This is a genomic window from Acidobacteriota bacterium (assembly GCA_016715115.1).
In the GTDB taxonomy this organism is placed as follows: Bacteria; Acidobacteriota; Blastocatellia; order Pyrinomonadales; family Pyrinomonadaceae; genus JAFDVJ01.
Genome location: JADKBM010000011.1, coordinates 1013060 through 1029796 on the forward strand (window position 1 = coordinate 1013060; position 16737 = coordinate 1029796).

General features: G+C 56.0%; 16 protein-coding genes. 6 read left to right on the plus strand and 10 right to left on the minus strand.

Translation table 11 applies throughout. The features are described from left to right. The first annotated feature begins 47 nt into the window (after positions 1-47). The 6 genes from IPN69_13065 (at position 48) to IPN69_13090 (ending at position 6196) form a co-directional block, all read left to right on the plus strand. On the plus strand, positions 48-2078 hold the full coding sequence (locus tag IPN69_13065; GenBank protein ID MBK8811649.1) for an RHS repeat-associated core domain-containing protein: 2031 nt from the start codon (positions 48-50) through the stop codon (positions 2076-2078). Beyond that, positions 2075-2611 carry a hypothetical protein gene (locus IPN69_13070; GenBank protein ID MBK8811650.1) on the plus strand — a complete coding sequence of 179 codons (537 nt, stop codon included), beginning with the start codon at positions 2075-2077 and terminating at the stop codon, positions 2609-2611. Before IPN69_13065 ends, IPN69_13070 begins: the two co-directional genes overlap by 4 nt. A 75-nt stretch (positions 2612-2686) precedes the next feature. Continuing rightward, positions 2687-3802: an RHS repeat-associated core domain-containing protein gene (locus IPN69_13075; GenBank protein MBK8811651.1), complete on the plus strand. Its 1116-nt coding sequence runs from the start codon at positions 2687-2689 to the stop codon at positions 3800-3802. A gap of 16 nt (positions 3803-3818) precedes the next feature. Then, entirely contained in the window at positions 3819-4628 is an 810-nt protein-coding gene (locus tag IPN69_13080; GenBank protein MBK8811652.1) for a hypothetical protein, read from the plus strand. 176 nt (positions 4629-4804) lie between these two features. Next, on the plus strand, positions 4805-5572 hold the full coding sequence (locus IPN69_13085) for a hypothetical protein (protein ID MBK8811653.1): 768 nt from the start codon (positions 4805-4807) through the stop codon (positions 5570-5572). Between the two features lie 303 nt (positions 5573-5875). Further along, positions 5876-6196, plus strand: coding sequence for a hypothetical protein (locus IPN69_13090; protein ID MBK8811654.1), 321 nt, complete (start codon positions 5876-5878; stop codon positions 6194-6196). 131 nt (positions 6197-6327) lie between these two features. Here the strand turns inward: IPN69_13090 and IPN69_13095 are convergent, their stop codons facing one another. From IPN69_13095 to IPN69_13140, 10 genes are all read right to left on the minus strand, one after another. Then, positions 6328-6555 (minus strand): hypothetical protein, encoded by a 228-nt coding sequence (locus IPN69_13095; protein ID MBK8811655.1) that lies wholly within the window; start codon positions 6553-6555, stop codon positions 6328-6330. 66 nt (positions 6556-6621) lie between these two features. After that, complete coding sequence (locus IPN69_13100) at positions 6622-8262, minus strand: VWA domain-containing protein (protein MBK8811656.1); 1641 nt, start codon at positions 8260-8262, stop codon at positions 6622-6624. A gap of 120 nt (positions 8263-8382) precedes the next feature. Further along, entirely contained in the window at positions 8383-8703 is a 321-nt protein-coding gene (locus tag IPN69_13105) for a hypothetical protein (GenBank protein MBK8811657.1), read from the minus strand. Positions 8704-8753: 50 nt separating this feature from the next. Next, positions 8754-9578: an ATP-binding protein gene (locus IPN69_13110; protein ID MBK8811658.1), complete on the minus strand. Its 825-nt coding sequence runs from the start codon at positions 9576-9578 to the stop codon at positions 8754-8756. Further along, positions 9578-10702, minus strand: coding sequence for an IS21 family transposase (locus IPN69_13115; GenBank protein ID MBK8811659.1), 1125 nt, complete (start codon positions 10700-10702; stop codon positions 9578-9580). Before IPN69_13115 ends, IPN69_13110 begins: the two co-directional genes overlap by 1 nt. Before the next feature lie 169 nt (positions 10703-10871). Further along, positions 10872-11051: a hypothetical protein gene (locus tag IPN69_13120; GenBank protein ID MBK8811660.1), complete on the minus strand. Its 180-nt coding sequence runs from the start codon at positions 11049-11051 to the stop codon at positions 10872-10874. A gap of 41 nt (positions 11052-11092) precedes the next feature. Beyond that, entirely contained in the window at positions 11093-11317 is a 225-nt protein-coding gene (locus IPN69_13125) for a hypothetical protein (GenBank protein MBK8811661.1), read from the minus strand. A gap of 495 nt (positions 11318-11812) precedes the next feature. After that, positions 11813-12862 carry a UDP-N-acetylmuramate dehydrogenase gene (locus IPN69_13130; GenBank protein ID MBK8811662.1) on the minus strand — a complete coding sequence of 350 codons (1050 nt, stop codon included), beginning with the start codon at positions 12860-12862 and terminating at the stop codon, positions 11813-11815. After that, entirely contained in the window at positions 12863-14710 is a 1848-nt protein-coding gene (locus tag IPN69_13135) for a tetratricopeptide repeat protein (protein MBK8811663.1), read from the minus strand. A gap of 44 nt (positions 14711-14754) precedes the next feature. Next, positions 14755-16593 (minus strand): tetratricopeptide repeat protein, encoded by a 1839-nt coding sequence (locus IPN69_13140; GenBank protein ID MBK8811664.1) that lies wholly within the window; start codon positions 16591-16593, stop codon positions 14755-14757. Positions 16594-16737: the final 144 nt, after the last annotated feature.

Below are 16737 nucleotides of genomic sequence, written 5' to 3' on the forward strand. Positions count from 1 at the left end.
TTTCGGATTGTCAGAACGCCGAAACCCGCTACACTGGGTTCGACAATATGGGCCGCCTCACGTCGCATCAGCAACATACGGACGGCGAGACCTATTCGACCGCCTATTCATATAATCTTTCGGGCGCGCTGATCGAGGAAACCTATCCGTCGGATCGCGTCATCAAAAATACCGTGAACCAGGACGGCGAACTATCGATGGTGCAGAGCAAAAAGAACCCGGACTTCGGGTATTACGCCTATGCCTTCGGATTCAGCTACGACACGAACGGCGCGATCAAGAAACTCCGTCTCGGGAACGGCCGCTGGGAAACCTATTCCTACAACAACCGGATGCAGGTCGAGAAGATCGGGCTCGGCACGACCGATTCGACCGAGAACATTGACATTTTGAAACTTGAATTCGGATACGGCAAATGGGAAAGCGGAACGCTCAACACGGACAAGAACAATGGCTCGATGGCGCAGCAGAAGATCACGGTCCCGACGGTCGGGGGCACGTCGGGCTTTACCGCCGACCAGCAGTATTTCTACGACGGACTGAACCGGCTTGAATCGGCAAAAGAGACGATCTTGGGCACGGAAACCTGGAAACAAGCCTTTGATTACGATCGGTACGGCAACAGACGGATCGACGCCGCCAATACCACGGCACCGGCGAACTGCACTTCGGCCATCTGCAATCCGACATTCTCGACCGCGACGAACCGCATCTCGTCGAGCGGGTATGCATACGATGCCGACGGAAATCTGACCCAGAATGCCGCCGGCGAAAGGTTCGGCTACGATCAGGAAAACCGACAGAAAGAGTTTTACGTCAACGGCAACAACGGAACGACGCCCGATGCCACCTATTATTACGACGGCGAGGGACGCCGCGTGAAGAAGATCTCATCGACCGAGACGACCGTTTTCGTCTATGATGGAGCATCAAGGCTTGTCGCCGAGTATTCGACGGCGCTGGCCGAGACGCAGCAGGTAAGCTATTTGACAACCGATCACTTGGGAAGCCCGCGCCTGATCACGAACCAGAACGGAGCGGTCACAAAGCGTCAGGACTTCGCCGCGTTCGGCGACGAGACGCTCACCGCCCAGCGTGCAAGCGGACTCGGGTACACGAGCACGGACGAACTGCGTCAGGATTACACCGGCTATCAGAAGGACAACGAATCGGGCCTCGAATACGCGCAGGCGAGATACTACAACACCGCCCACGGCCGGTTCACGTCGGTCGATCCCCTGACCGCCAGCGCGACGATCCGCGACCCGCAGTCGTTCAACCGCTATTCCTACGTTCTCAATTCCCCGTACAAGTTCACTGACCCGCTGGGATTGGCGGCCCGGACATCAGCAAGCTTCTGCGCGCAATGGTGCCAAAACAGCGGCAGTTATGTTGACGGATCCGCATTTCGGGGACGGGACACGACGTTTGGACACCTCAAAACCATAAACGAGATTTGGCGAGAATGGTGGGATTCGGTGGTAGCGGCGTCGGAGGGAACCTCGGACGCGGACCTCATCGCTGCGATTCAGGCCGGAAATGCTGCAAGTCAGGGAAGTCCAAAGGAAGGTGAACCGGCATCGGAATCAACGGGTACCGCCCCGCCGGTCGCAAACTCGACATCTTCTAGTCTGGCATCGCAGCCTCTAAGCTTAATTCAGTATTTGAAGGAAATTTGGGGGGTTGGAGCGCAGATTAACGACGAAGGCTTCGGAGGTGAAATAACGGAAGAGGTCAATGGTTTGATAAACGCCGTGGCACGAAACATCCGCGAGGTCTACCGACGCGCTGCGAAGTACGAACGATTCAGAATGGACAACCCTGACAAACAAAAGGAGATTGCAAGAAGATTCCAGGCACTCGGTGAGTATTTGATCAAACAAACTGATGCGATCGGTAGAGAGTTTGACGCCCCGCGCTATGCTGTGTACATCGATATTATTGGTCGGACAGATCGATATTCTTATTCGTATAGTGAACTTACCCGGGAAGTGGCTTCACTGTTTAATCAAGCGATGAATACCGCATTTCGCGATGTCCGCAGGTCGTTTGCGTCTAAAGGGAGGAGAGCGTTATGAAACGTATGACTGTTCTAATTGCCATCACCATAACTGTTGGCGGGCTGATAGTCGTGGTTTTGATGCATTCGGCCCGATACGACGGCTTTGATCAGATCGCATCTACACCTCCGATAGTTTCGGATATTTCCTGCCCAAGACCCGAAGACACGGTCGTCAAGTATTTTGAACTCGTACGGTCGCGTGACAAGGTGGCGATGTCGAAGATGATAACGGGCATTCCTGATTCTTATATCGCGTTCATCGCGAAGGGGAATGTGCCCGAAAAGGGATTTCCTTCCGGACGTACCGTCAAGCCGACCGCTGTGGCTCAGGACTACCTCATCAATGATGTCCCTGGAACCTTTGAAACTGAATGCGAATTTCGTGGAATCGAAGGCGTGAAGACGGTTGGCAAGGACAGCAAGGTCTTCCTTTCCGTAAGATGCTTTGACCAGGCACCCTTTACGATTACGTTTCTTTTGACCCATGACCTGGGGGAATGGAAGATTTTCAGCGTCATTTGGGGTCGAGATCAGTTGTTTTTGGAGTAGCGCCACCAAATAAGCGGGGGGAGGCTTATCGCCGAGTATTCGACGGCGCTCGCCGAGACGCAGCAGGTAAGTTATTTGACAACCGATCACTTGGGCAGCCCGCGCCTGATCACGAACCAGAACGGCGCGGTCACGAAGCGGCAGGACTTCGCTGCGTTCGGCGACGAGACGCTCACCGCCCAGCGGGCGAGCGGACTCGGGTACACGAGCACGGACGAACTTCGGCAGGATTACACTGGCTATCAGAAGGACAACGAATCGGGCCTCGAATACGCGCAGGCGAGATACTACAACACCGCCCACGGCCGGTTCACGTCGGTCGATCCCCTGACCGCCAGCGCGATGATCCGCGACCCGCAGTCGTTCAACCGCTATTCATACGTACTGAATTCCCCGTACAAGTTCACCGATCCGTTGGGATTGGCGGCCGGGACATCAGGAAGCTTCTGCGCCCAATGGTGCCAAAACAGCGGTCCTCAGGTTGACGGCTCGGCACTTCGGGGACGGGACACGACGTTTGACTGGGCAAATGTTGAAAAAGTTGAAGATTCAGCAGGTCCGTGCAAGAAGGCGGTCTGTTCGAGCACGGGTGACCATCCCGTTGATAAGAGAACAACGGGAGATTCGGCACCCGCAGTGGCGCGACCGTCTCGATCTAGCGCCCAGACTGGCCCGAAAGCCAAGGGCACACCCGGAAACGTTCGAGTTGTTCCTACATATGTTGAAGAACGATTCGGCGATAATTATTATGGATGGCGACCGGGGTTTTATCTGGCAAGCGGTGAACAGATTTTGACGTACTATGATCTTCCTTATGTAACTTGGACCGATGCGCGAGGGGTGATCTCTGCGATTGCGGTTGATGGTCTTAACCTATTTCCGGCGATTGAATATACGTTAACTCAAGCGAAACAGAATTTCGAAGGTGGCAATCAGCCAGTGTCGGTTGAGGCTGGCCAAGAATATGTTTTTTCTAGTCGAAGCGATGTCGTTGTGATCAATGGCGATCTTGTCAATCCGGCGAGCCACACGATCTTGAGCACTGTCATCAAGATCAATGGTCTTCCTTCTCCGACACTTACTTTGATCGTTGTTGATTCCTTGTTCCCGCAAATCAAGGCCATGCCAATACCAAATTTCACGGTGCCGCAACGGGTTCGGCCAAGTACATTTCCAAAACCGACGCCATAATGGAGAAAACGGAGTTATGAAACATATAAAACAGCCAATCCTTATTTCGATCGTGATCCTATGTTCTGCGACGATTCTTTGCGCGCAACAATACCGCGAAATTCCGGACTTTGAATTGGACACCGTGAAGCTTCTCAAAACGCGCAGCGATGAGGAGATCAAGGCTTTACGAGTGACGATAGCCGCCGGCAAGCGTCCGCTCGGAGCGATATTGTACGGAATCGCGTATCAAACCGGAGTTCCGGTCGGTCTCGAAATCGGAAATCCCGATCTCCAACCGAATTACCACTTCAATCCACACCTGTCTGTGGGTGATGGATCGAAACCCGGACAGATCGTTGTTTCCGATCAATCGCCCGATCAGTACCGATCTGCAAAGGAACTATTTATGGTTTCCGCAGATAACGCACGACTCGACAATTTCCTGGACGATCTTGTCGAAAAGCTTGACGAATTCACCTGGGAAATCAATGACGGTGTGGTGAACATCCGTCCGAAGGGCAAGCGAGATCCGGCGGTTGAGACGTTCCTGAACACAAAGATATCCAGATTCTGGTTTCCGGCGGGCGTACAGATTGGAAAATTCTTCGATACAATCAGGGATTTGCCGGAGTTCAAGAAGAGTCGATTCATTATCACCACGGCTGGAGGGACATTTGGTTACGGTCGAAGGTTTACACTCACCGAACCGGTTTCGTTAACCGATGTTACCGTTCGGGAACTTCTGAACCGACTCGCGAAATTGAATCAATGCGGCTGGTATGTCTTTCCGTCTGCGGATAAAGAACGCTCCAAAGACAATGACGTCATTTTTTTAATATTATGAGGTCGTGGGGATGTTGTTTTTGTCATCACGTCCGCGGCTGATCACGAACGAGAACGAAACGGTCACGAAGCGTCAGAACTTGTTTTCAAAACCAATTTCGCTGCTTCTTTTAGATCGGTAGATGGTACTGGAAAGCTGCCCATTAGAGTGGATAAATAGACGGAGGTTGTCGGATTATGAAAGGACTTGTTTTGGGGCTCAGCGTACTTCTGATAGTCACTTGCGACGCGACCGTTGCCGCGCAAGGCCAGATCAAGACTATCCGTGAAAAACGGGTAACGATTCAAATGGCTGACTCGCCCTTGCAATGTGCGATCGAATGGTTGGTGAACGAGTATGACGTCGCCTTTGGATATGAAGAATCGACCTACGATGCAAAGCATGACGACTTTGTTTTTTACCATTCAACGTGGTTGCAGGCAGATTGGAAAAAACACCGGCTGGACACGGTATCGGCGAAGTGTTTTCCTCGTTGGCCGACCAAAGGTCACGATCTGACGCTTAACTTTGCCGATGCGAAGCTTGAGGACGTTCTCGATGAGTTGGTTCGGCAGATGGGAGATTATCGCTGGGAGATAAACGACGAAGTCGTGAACATCATTCCGGTTAAGGGACGCGAACCCATTTTTGCAGAACTTCTTGACTTGAAAATCGGAAAATTCAAGTTTGACGCGGGGACAGACCTTAAAGTGTTTGGCGGTGCGTTTTCTTTCAAGGTTCCGGAAATCAACGATTTTTTTGAGAAAAAGAACCAGATCCCCAGCGGCGACTCTACAACTAGCTCGTCCGGTGAATCAACCGCGGGGTTCGATTTCTCAAACATTCCGTTTCGGGAACTTCTAAACAAGATCACCAAAGTAAAACGCGGCTGCTGGTCGATTCGTCGTGATAAGTACAGCACTCCCGTCGAACAACGCGAGAGAATGATTATGATCGAACTGTAGTTGCAGGCTTGCTGCGGTCGTTCCTAACTGTAGGCCGCAGACAATTAGTTTCTGTCGCGATCTAAAATGCTCATCGGAGTCGAAATCCAATGAGCATTTTGCATAAAGACCACAAAACCGAAGAATCCGAGATCAAATTCAAGTTTCTCTCCGATTCGGTACTGAAAGCGTTCGAGAAGGACATCGCGATTTTGGATTTTGGATTTTGGATTTTGGATTGGCCGTGATCAAAACGTTCGCAGGAAGCGACATGTGTTCGATCACTTATCGGGACGTCACGCGTGAACGCGTAACTCCTACAGGTTGAGCAAATCCAAAATACGCAATCCGCAATCCCAAATGTGTGGGCTTGCCGAAAAACGCGCATCCCGCGCGCTCCCTGAATCCAATACAGAAGAGGAAGAAGTTATGTCGAAAGAAAACGCCGCCGCCCAAGGGAGTCAGTTGTCAGCCGCGTTCCCGCTGACCGTCGCCGCCAAAGGGACGCGGAATCCGCGACGGTACGGATACGTGGCCCGTATGCGTCAACAAGCCGCAGAGCGGCGGCAGAGTTTAGCCGTGGCGCGTAAGCCCACGGTGACCGGGCAACAGTCATCAAGCCGCGTCAGCGGCGGCAGAATTTAACCGTGGGTTTCAACCCACGGTAAGCTTCGAAAAGGGCCGCGCGTCGCGTCAGCGACGACCCGAATCAGCCGTCGCTGACGCGACGAGATACGAATTCACGAGTTCCCGTGTGTTGAAACCCACGGCGAAATTCAGGACATCGCTACGCGATTCGGATCCTCGCCCTCTGGGCCGAGGCGCTCGACGAGTTCAAGTCGGCCGCGATCGTCTCGTTCCGGTTCTGGAACGATATCGCAAACGCTGATCTTGAAAGCGAAACCGACGACGAGATGCTCAGCAACGCGCTGGAACTCGAAAAATCCCTGAAGTCCGTCGCAGGCGCGATCGAAAGCGCGGCCGACGGCGACGCGCGGAAACATCTCCGCGCGGGGCCGGGTGACGTCTGCCCGGTTTCGCCAGCCGGTTCGTGCCGCAAAGCCCCGGAGTTAACCGCGAGTCCGCAGATCGGCCGCCTTTCGGACCAATTCGAGAAACTCGCTTCGATAGGCCTTGAGATCGTAGCCCCGGGCGGCATTCGCCATTTGCCAAACTGAATTCAGATTGGCGTTGCCCTTGTAGCGCGAATCGCGGAGCACCATCCCGAACGCCGCGACCGCCGAGGCGAAACGCAGATTGTCCGACGCAGTCTCGAATCCTGCTTGCCGGTCGAGCAATCCCATTGTCAGAAGTTTGCTTTCGACGCCGGTCGGCTCTTTGTAACGGAGCTTGACCGTCAAAAGCTCGTCAGAAAACTTCGTGTCCGAAGGTTCGACCTTGCCGTATCTGAGTTCGCCGGTGCCCGGATTGTCGATCTTGCCGCCCGCCGGGACGATCTCGTAAAGCGCCGTAACCGAATGCCCGGCGCCGATCTCGCCGGCGTCCTTCTGATCGTCCTCGAAATCACGATTGGCGAGCAGTCGGTTTTCATAGCCGATCAAACGATAGCCGGCGACCTTTGCCGGGTTGAATTCGACCTGGATCTTGACGTCCTTGGCGATCGCATAAAGTGTCCCCGCGACCTGTTCGCCGAGCGCTTTGCGCGCCTCGTCCTGCGAGTCGATGTAGGCGTAGTTGCCGTTGCCTTTGTCGGCGAGGCGCTCCATCATCGAATCGTTCAGATTTCCGGTTCCGAATCCGAGAACCGATAGAAAGATGCCGCTCCGGCGTTTTTCCTCGATCAGTTCGACCAGCGCCGAATCACTCGTCGTCCCGACGTTGAAATCGCCGTCGGTCGCAAGGATCACCCGGTTGTTGCCGTTTTCGATGAAGTTATCCTTCGCCACTTTGTAGGCAAGGTTGATTCCCTGCCCGCCGTTGGTCGAACCGCCCGCCTCGAGCCGGTCGAGCGCGGCGATGATCTCTCCTTTGTTGCCGGCCGATGTCGACGATAGCGCCAGACCGCTAGCGCCGGCGTAAACGACGATCGCCACGCGGTCGCGCGACGAAAGCTGATTGACAAGCGTTCGCAGGCCCTGTTTGAGCAGCGGAAGCTTGTCGTTCGACGCCATCGAGCCCGAAACGTCGAGCAAAAAGACAAGATTAGACGGCGGCGTGTTCTCGAGCGCGATCTTCTTGCCCTGCAGCCCGATCATCACGATCTTGTGGTCCGCGTTCCAGGGGGCCGTCGCGACCTCGGTGTTGACCGAGAACGGAACCTCGCCCATAGGCTGCGGATAATCGTATTCAAAATAGTTGATCAGCTCCTCGATCCGAACCGCGTCCTTGGGCGGCAATTGGCCATCGTTCAAGAAACGGCGTACGTTGGTGTACGCCGCGGTATCGACGTCGATCGAGAATGTCGAAAGCGGCGCCCGCGACGCTTCGAGAAACGGATTTTCGGTGATCTCGGCGTATCGCTCGCCGCCCGCCGATTTCTCCATGCGGTCTTCGCGCATCGTCGAAGTCGAATTCGACGTGGAACTTGCCGAATTCGAAGAATTCTGCGTCGAATAGCCCGGCGCGGAATTCGCCGGTTTTGAATGTTGTGCCGATTCGGGCGCGCTTTCGCCGCACGCCGAAAGAAAGATCGCGACCAAAAGAAAAACGGCGATCAACGATCTGCCGCCAAAATCATCAGCCCTTCTCATAGTTTTTTGTCCTCTCAAAAAGAAAATTGCAAGTTTGAAGACTTGCCGAAACCCCTTTTGCGGAAGGAACGATTCGGCCGCCTCAAACTTGCAACGTCGGGGGGACAAAATTCAGAAAATTCAGCGCGTCGTCGGTCTCGACGCTTTTCCGTGCACAAACAGCACCGGGACGGCCGGCGAAACGGCTGAGTCCGGCATCTGGTTCGCCGACGCCTCGAACCTGCCGTAGAGATTCGCAAGGGCACGGTCGAAATCGATTCCGTCGGATTCGATCACGAGCCGAGCCTTGCGCGAATCCGAAAACGGCCGCTTGATCTCGGCGACATCACGGTAATTCATCGTTTCGTCCGGATCCGAGATGTCGAATCGTTGGACGATGAAAACGCGTTCCGGCGCGGGCCCGGCGCCGCTCCAGGTCAGTTCCACTTCCGTCGTTGTCAATCAGCGTTAATTTTTGACCCCTTTACAGGCGTTAGTTTTTGACCCCCCCTTTAGTCATTGTTGTCCGGAGTTGTGGAAGAGTTGGCGGCAATTGCCGCCAACTCTTCCACAACTCCCGTGCGCGCCGCGGCGGCCCGCTTTTCCTTGAGCCGGTAGCTTTCGCCCCGGATGTTGATCACCGTCGAGCGGTGGAGCAGCCGGTCGAGAGCCGCGCTCGCCATCACCGCGTCTCCGGCGAAGACCTCGCCCCAGGCCGCGAAGGCCTTGTTGCTCGTCAGGATGACCGCTCCCTTGCGTTCGTATCTCTCCGAGATGACCTGAAACAACAGGCTCGCCTCGGGAGGTTCGAGCTTCAGGTAGCCGACCTCGTCGATGATCAGCAGTTTCGGGCGCGTCAGGTTCTTGATCTCGCGCGAGAGCCGGTTCTCGTGCATCGCCCGCACGAGTTTGCGCGCGATGTCGACGGCGGTCGTGAAATAGACGCGGTGCCCGAGTTCCGCCGTCATCACCCCGAGCCCGATCGCGAGATGCGTCTTGCCCACTCCGGGCGGCCCGAGAAAGACGATGTTCCGCCCTTCGGCCAGAAAGCGCCCCGTCGCCAGTTCGTCAATGAGCCTCCGGTCAACGCCGGGCTGCGCCTTGAAATCGAATTCGCCAAGCCTCTTCGGGTACGGAAAGCGCGCGAACTGCAGGCTCAGCGCGACGCGCATCTCCTGCCGGTGCCTGACCTCGCCTTCGAGCAGCCGCCCGAGGAACTCCGTGTAACTCCAGTCCTCGGCGGCCGCCCGCTGGGCGATCGTGTCAAGATTGACCGCGGCGGTCTTGAGATCAAGTTCGCCGAGCGCGGACGATGCCATATCTTCGTAGACCTTCATCAGCCGATCACCTCCTCGTAGGCGACGAGCGGAGCTACAGCCACGGTCTCGAACAGAACCCGTCCCGATCTCTTCGGCGGCGCCTCCTGCGTTTCAACCGTCAGTTTCCACATCGCCGCGACATGCGCCGGATCCGCCACGCTTTCGCCGGATTTGAGCGACCGCCGGTGTTCGGCGATGACCGTCTCGCCCGTGCGCACCGTCACCCGGCGCTCTCCCTGCTCGACCACCACCTTGCGGCCGACCGCTTCCGGCGGCACCGAGTACTTCACGCCCCCGATCGAGACGTACCCGTCGACGCCCACCTTCCGCGTCTTCCAGACCGACGGCCGGTATCGCGGCGCCGACCCGTACGGCGTCAGGCCCTCTTCGGGCAGCAGGTCGAAGGGCCGCTTTCCGGTCGTCGCGTGTTTCCGTCCGTTCGCCTCTTCCAGCCACGCCGCGCCCTGTGCCTGAAGATCCGCAAGGTCGGCAAACTCCCGCCCCTTGATGAAGTTGTCCTTCAGATACCCGACCGCGCGTTCCACCTTCCCCTTAGTTCGCGGCCGGTACGGCCGGTGCGTCCTCGGCGCGATCCCGTAGTGATTCAGAAAGTCGGCCATCTGCGGGTTCAGTTTCCCGCACGGAAGGCGCACCTGCGCCATGTTGTCGAACAGGATCGTCTCCGGCCAGCCGCCGAAGTAGGCGAACGCCCTCTCAAGGCATCCGATCAGCTCCGGCATCCGCATCCGCCGCGTGTACTCGACGTACATCGCCCGCGAGTACCCGAGCACCATCACGAACGCGTAGATCTTTCTCCGGCGGCCTTTTTCGTCAATGTACGACCCGATCTCCGCCCAGTCGGCCTGCGCCTGCTTGCCGGGCGGCGTCTCGAACCTCACCGTCGCCTTCGCCGACACCTTCGCCCCGACGTCCAGTTCCCGCAAGTACCGCCTCACGATGTCCCACGATCCCGCGAATCCCATTCCCCGGATCTCGCCCGTCAGCCGAACCGCGCTCAGACCCGTCTTCTCGTACCGCTTCTTCAAATAGTCCTTGTACGCGTCCAGTTTGGAACCACGTTTCGTTTCGGCGGCGCGCTGGCGAACCCTCGCGCAGAACCTTGCGGACCGTGTTCCGCCAATATCCCGTCATCCGGCAGATCTGCTTTATCGACTGCCCCTCCCTTTTCAAGTCTTTGCCCTCCATCCATTCCTCCATTCCAAGCATTCCCGATAACCTCCGTTTCACGAAAGTTATCAAAAATGCCGTCCAGGGGGGTCAAAAACAAACGCATGCTAGGGGGTCATTTTCTCACGCATAATGACACGTCGTGAACCTCCGTGAGTCGAGATCGTAGTATGACGATCCGACCCTCAGCTCAAGTTCGCCGCCGGCCGGTTTCCGCTCCCGAATTCGGGAATTGGCCAAAAACGCGCCGAACAAACCGACGATCAAGACAAAGATCGCGACACCGATCAGATGTTTTCGCATCAGATTTCACCTCCAGGCTAGTTACTGAACGCGTGGCAACGTTAATCTTGCACGCCGACGGGATTTTCGGCGAAAGAAGTGACGCCGCCGAATTTCTTCGCCACCGTCCTCTGAAGATCAACGACTTGTTCAAGAATTGAACTTGCATCAACTAATGAAAGGTTTGCCCGCGAATTCCCACGAATCGGCGCGAATACAATTCTGTCCGAACCCGTTCGAACAAACCCCTTTTCAATACCTTGGCCCGTCCAATGGCCCAATTCCAAAAAACCGGGATCTTTTTCGGCGCGCGCCGGACCGGATTTCCATTCGCGCCGATTGGCGAAGATTCGCGGGCAAAACTCGCTATTGCGCAACCTGGTTTGAATCCTATTACTGCAACTAAATTAGATTCAGCGAATTCCCGCTCTTTGCGATCTTGGTGTTCTCCGCGCGGGAAAATGCCTGATCGAGCACAACCTTAGCCAAGACAGGTCAGTACCATCTGCGGTAGCGGATGGTTGGCCGCCGCAGTCTGCAGCCGCAGCGGTCCGATCAGCAAGCTCGTATTCCCATCGTCAACCATCCGCTACCGCAGATAGTACTGATCTTTCTTGCCTGCGCGGGCATTTCCTGCGAAGTTATCGGGGATCGCAGAGCAGTTCGGTCCGCAGCGCGGTCCGGGCGCACGCGAAAAAACGGACGGCGCCGAATTTCTTCGACGCCTTCACTCAAAGGCTTAAAAGCCTGGTTGAAGTTGAAACGGATCGTAATGGATTGAGCTATTCGTCCCCGAACCCGAGAAAGACAGGCTCCGGTGTAAGTTCGATCCTGAATCGCTCGCGGACTGCGTCGGCCACTTCGGTCTTCAAGGCGAGAATCTCTTCTGCCGTCGCGTTTCCGCGGTTCGTGAGCGCGAGCGAATGGCGCGTAGAGATTCCGGCTCGGCCTTTTGTGTAACCCTTTTTGAAGCCGCTGTTTTCGATCAACCAGGCGGCCGGTATCTTTACCAGGCCGGCGCCCGCCTCAAAATAGGGGACCGTGCCCAATCCAAGGGCGTAGGCGTGTTCGGCGATACTCGTATAATGCTTTCGCGGAACGATCGGATTTTTGAAGAAAGACCCGGCGCTGTTTGAATCCGCGCCGCCCTGGCGGACGAGCATCCCCTTTTCCGCGCGGATCCGCAGCACCGTTTCACGTGTTTCGGAAAGGGTCGGGCTACGGTCGCCGAAGTGATTCTTCAGATCCTTGTATTCGATCTTCGGAGTCCCGCCGGGGATCAATCGAAACGCGACCGAGAGCACCACGTATCGATTGCGGGCGGTCGAATTGAAGATGCTCGACCGGTATGCAAAACCGCAATCCGTATTCGCGATATCGACGATCATCATACTCTGAAGATCGAGCGCGCGGACCGACTCGATCGTTTCGGACACTTCCTGACCGTACGCGCCGACGTTCTGAACCGGTGTTCCCCCAACGAATCCCGGGATTCCGCTGAGACATTCGATCCCGGCCAGATCCTCCGCGACGCAGAACGCGCAGAACTCGTCCCAATCTTCCCCCGCGGCCGCCACGATCAGATCGCCGTGCCGGCTGATTCCCTTGATGCCGATTTGCAGGACAAGCCCTTCAAACCCTTGATCGGCGATCAGGACGTTGCTCCCGCCGCCGAGAACGAACAGCGGCAAACTTCGCTCCCGCGCGAATCTGACGGATTGAACGACCTCATCCTCGGTTTCGGCGCATACAAAAAAACGCGCCGCGCCGCCGATCTTGAATGTCGTCAGCGGCGCGAGCGGCCTGTTTTCAAGAATCCGAAGCGGTTTCATCTAGAACGGGAGCCTCGGTATCTTGTTGATGGTCTTGTCTTTGATCTTGTTTTCGACCTTTCGCTTTTGTTCGTCGATCTTGCCCTTGAGCACGCTGTCGAGCCGGCCTGCAAGCGTTGGATCGAGCTTCTTAAGCTGCTTCATCGTCTTCTCGGCGCCTTTCTTGTCGCCCGACGCAAACTGCGCTTCGCCGAGATTATAGTAGCCGTAGGCGAACTTGTCGTTGATCCCGACAACCCGTTGAAACGCCGAGACAGCCTCCGCGAGCTTTCCCCATCCGCGGAGCGCCTTGCCGAGTTCATTGTGCGCGAAGTACCAGTCGTCTCGAAGTTGAACCGCGCGGCGCAGCGCGCCTGTCGCATTCTCGTAATCGTTGAGACCGTTCAGCGCCGTTCCGAGATTGACATATGCCGACGCCAGATTCGGATTCAGTTCTGTTGCCTTTTTCGACGCGTCCCGGCCCTTGCCAAGTTTGACGGCCGCATCGGCCTGTCGACCAGCCTTGAGATCCTCTTCAGCGGCACGGTTTCTGGCCCACCCGACATTCGAATAATCGGTCGCGTCGCCGCGCATATCGGCCGCCGTGTCGAGACGCTCCGACGCCTTGTCCCACTTGTTCTCTTTGCCGAGACAATAGCCCCAGCTCGAGTAAAGCTCCGGGTCGTCTTTTACATATTCCGCCGCGACTCCGTACTGGGCATTCGCTTTCGGATAATCCTCGGTTTGACGGTACGATTCGGCGAGATTGGCGTTGGCGTCACCGTGAGTCTTGTCGATGGCGATGACCTTCTGATAGCTTTCGGCCGATTGCGCGAACTTCTCCTGGTTGTACTGGGTCGTCGCCAGATCGAACGCCGCGTCGGTGTAGGACGCGTCGATGAAAACCGCCTTCTGAAAATCCGAAACGGCGGCATCGTCTGCGCTCCGGCGATTGTTGGCGGCGCCGCGATAGTAATATGCTTCGGCGTAATTCGGGTCAGCCTTGAGGGCCGCATCGATCGCCTGAAGCGCCCGGTCGGCATCGTTCTGTTTCAAGCTCACGAGTCCGAGGTAGAGCTTTGTCTCGGCATCCTGCGGTTCGGCCGAATCGGCGATCTTCAGATTCGTTTCGGCCTTCGCGACCTCGCCTTGCTCGTAATAGAGTACTCCGAGCCGTCCGTTCGCGTTCGTGAGGCTGGCGTCGGACGCGGTCGCTTTTTCGTAATTGGCGATCGCCATCGTCGAATTCTCTTGGGACTCGTAGAGATTTCCGAGTCCTGCGTAGGCCTCGCCGTTCTTCGGGTTGTGCTTGATCGAATTATTGTACGCGGCCATCGCCTCGATCGGTTTGCCCGCTTCCGCGAATTCATCGCCCTGTCGCGCGTACGCCTCGCTGAGCCCTAGCTTTGCATCCGTGTACTTCGGATTGAGCGCCGAAGCCCGTTCGAACGACTTTGCCGCGGCCGCGTTGTCGTTCTCATCGAGGTAAGTTTCTCCGGCGCCGGCGTAATCGAGCGCGGCCTTTGATTTGGCGGCCGCAGTTTTTGGAGTGGTCTTGGCAACGGTTTGCGGATCGACCTTTTTGAACCGCGGCCGCGTCGAGCGCGACCGGGAAGCCGCGATCTGCGTCTTCAAACGTTGCGATGCGCGTTTGCGCTTTGCGACGTTCCGACGCGGAATATATCCGTTCTTGACGTACGCACTTCTTTTCTTCGCCTTACGGCTTTCCTTGAAGGTGTAAACGCTCGCCCCGCCGGAAAAATCTTCGGACGTCATCACGTCCTGACCAAAAGCGGCGGACGCATCGAACAGCAGAATACCGCCGATCAAAAATGCCGAAAGCAACTTCTTTGGAACCGCACGAAACATCATCTTGCCTTAACCGGCCGGAAACAACCTCGGCCGGTACGATCCTATTGCCTCAAACCATTGTTCGTGACGACATCGAGAGTCTGCACGAGATCGATTCGATTCATCTTCTTGAGCTTCTCGTATTCTTTCTTGGCTTCTTTGACATTCCCGCGCCGGTATTCCGATTCCGCGAGGTTATAGTGTCCCTGGGCGAAATTGTCGTCGATTGCGATGGCACGGCGGAATTGTTTCACAGCGTTCTCGAAATCGCCGTTCTTGCGGTATGCGATCCCAAGTTCGTTGATCGCCGGTATCCAATTCTTCTGCAGTTCGTCCGCCCGCTTGAGCGCATCGACCGCCGCCTGAAACTCACCGAGATCGGTCAGGACCATTCCGAGATTGAGAAACGGCGCAGCGATCTTGGCGTTCATAGAAACGGCCTTTTGAAGCGCCGCTTTCGCCTTCGCGAGCTTGTCCTTGTACTCAACTTCCCGGCGCTGCTTCAGATCGGATTGCGCCGCGTTGTAATACGCCCAGCCGAGGTTAGTATAGTCAATGTATTCGGAACTCATCGAAACGGCCTTTTCAAGGTTTTCGATCGACAGTTTCCAAAAACTTCCATAGACGGGATTTACCGCCCGAAGGCCGGCGACGTAGCCGAATTTGCTCCACAGCTCGGGATCGTTCTTGTTGAACAGCGTCGCCAAGCGATACTCGCCGATGGCGTCGTCAAGCCGGTTCATCTGGCGATAAACGTCGGCCAGGTTTCCGTGGGCCTCGCCGTTCGTCGGACTGATCTTGATCGCTTCCTTATATGCCTTGACCGACTCCTCATAGTAAGCCGAATTGGCTCCTTGATTGGTTGCGCGGTTGTAGTACGCGGCGCCGAGGTCGAACCAGGCATCAAAATACTTCGGGTTCAGAGTCACAGCCTGCCGATAGGCGGCGATGGCGTCGCGATCGCGATCCAGGCGGTCGTAAACCTCACCGAGGAAGTAATGCGCCTCGGGGTTGGTAGGATCAAGCTGGATGGCACGCTGGAACGCGGCAATTGCCTCGGCGTTTCGATTCTGACGGTATCTCACGAGACCGATGAAAAACTGAGATTCGGCATTGTTCGCGTCGAGCGCGATCGCTTTCTGGAGATAATTCTCGCTCTTTGCGATCTCGCCCTTCTGGAAATAGAAAACTCCGAGCGGCGCGTAAAGCTCGGTCAGATCGGCATCGAGCGCGAGTGCTTTTTCGTAATTGAGAATGGCATTGTCGGCATCGTCCTTTGAACTCGCGATCTCGGCCAGTCCCGCATATGCGAACGCGTTCTTGCTGTTGTTCCGGATCGCGTCCTCATAGAGCAACCTCGCGATCTCGAACTGGCCCTTTTGAAGAACCTGATCGCCCTTGCGCGTCAATGCCTCGCTCAGCCCGAGCTTCGCGACGGTGTTTTTCGCGTCGAGGAGCGCCGATTCACGGAAGAATTCGACCGATTTGTCGATATCGCTGTTCGTCAGGTAATACTCGCCCACGCCTGCAAAAAGAACCGAGGTCTCTTCCTTGGATTTACGCTTGAACTCTATCGAGTCGGGTTTGAGAGTGTTCGGGTCGACTTCTTTGGATTTCGCGCGCTTTGGCGCCACTTTGGCCACGGTTACGTTCTGCTTCGCGATTCGTTTGGTCGTCTCGACGCGTGCCGTCGCGGTTCGCTTGACCGACGTCGTGGTCCGGAACGCGGTCTTCTTCTGCGTCGCTTTTCGCGACGACTTGAAGACAAACGCGCTCGATCCGCCGGTGAAGTCTTCAGACGTCACCACATCCTGCGCGAAAAGCAATGTCGACTGCGCGAAGATCGACATCAGAACGCAAAATGCCAAAATCGAAGATACGGGATTGATTCTACTGTTCATAAACTTTTCCACGCCCCAAGCTGTGCCGTCTTTATTGAGATGCAGGGCCCGAACAATGACGTTCGCCGTCCAATTTTTTGCCCGGCGACAATAATACCACACAAACCGAAACGGTCTGTGTGGTATTTGAATAGGTTGCGGTGG

Bases quoted from the DNA above. Each gene is read 5' to 3' on its own strand.
- IPN69_13065 (MBK8811649.1), top strand. From the start codon at position 48: ATGGGCCGCCTCACGTCGCATCAGCAACATACGGACGGCGAGACCTAT.
- IPN69_13085 (MBK8811653.1), top strand. From the start codon at position 4,805: ATGAAAGGACTTGTTTTGGGGCTCAGCGTACTTCTGATAGTCACTTGC.
- IPN69_13110 (MBK8811658.1), bottom strand. From the start codon at position 9,578: ATGAAGGTCTACGAAGATATGGCATCGTCCGCGCTCGGCGAACTTGAT.
- IPN69_13135 (MBK8811663.1), bottom strand. From the start codon at position 14,710: ATGTTTCGTGCGGTTCCAAAGAAGTTGCTTTCGGCATTTTTGATCGGC.
- IPN69_13100 (MBK8811656.1), bottom strand. From the start codon at position 8,262: ATGAGAAGGGCTGATGATTTTGGCGGCAGATCGTTGATCGCCGTTTTT.
- IPN69_13120 (MBK8811660.1), bottom strand. From the start codon at position 11,051: ATGCGAAAACATCTGATCGGTGTCGCGATCTTTGTCTTGATCGTCGGT.
- IPN69_13130 (MBK8811662.1), bottom strand. From the start codon at position 12,862: ATGAAACCGCTTCGGATTCTTGAAAACAGGCCGCTCGCGCCGCTGACG.
- IPN69_13095 (MBK8811655.1), bottom strand. From the start codon at position 6,555: ATGTTTCCGCGCGTCGCCGTCGGCCGCGCTTTCGATCGCGCCTGCGAC.
- IPN69_13070 (MBK8811650.1), top strand. From the start codon at position 2,075: ATGAAACGTATGACTGTTCTAATTGCCATCACCATAACTGTTGGCGGG.
- IPN69_13080 (MBK8811652.1), top strand. From the start codon at position 3,819: ATGAAACATATAAAACAGCCAATCCTTATTTCGATCGTGATCCTATGT.
- IPN69_13140 (MBK8811664.1), bottom strand. From the start codon at position 16,593: ATGAACAGTAGAATCAATCCCGTATCTTCGATTTTGGCATTTTGCGTT.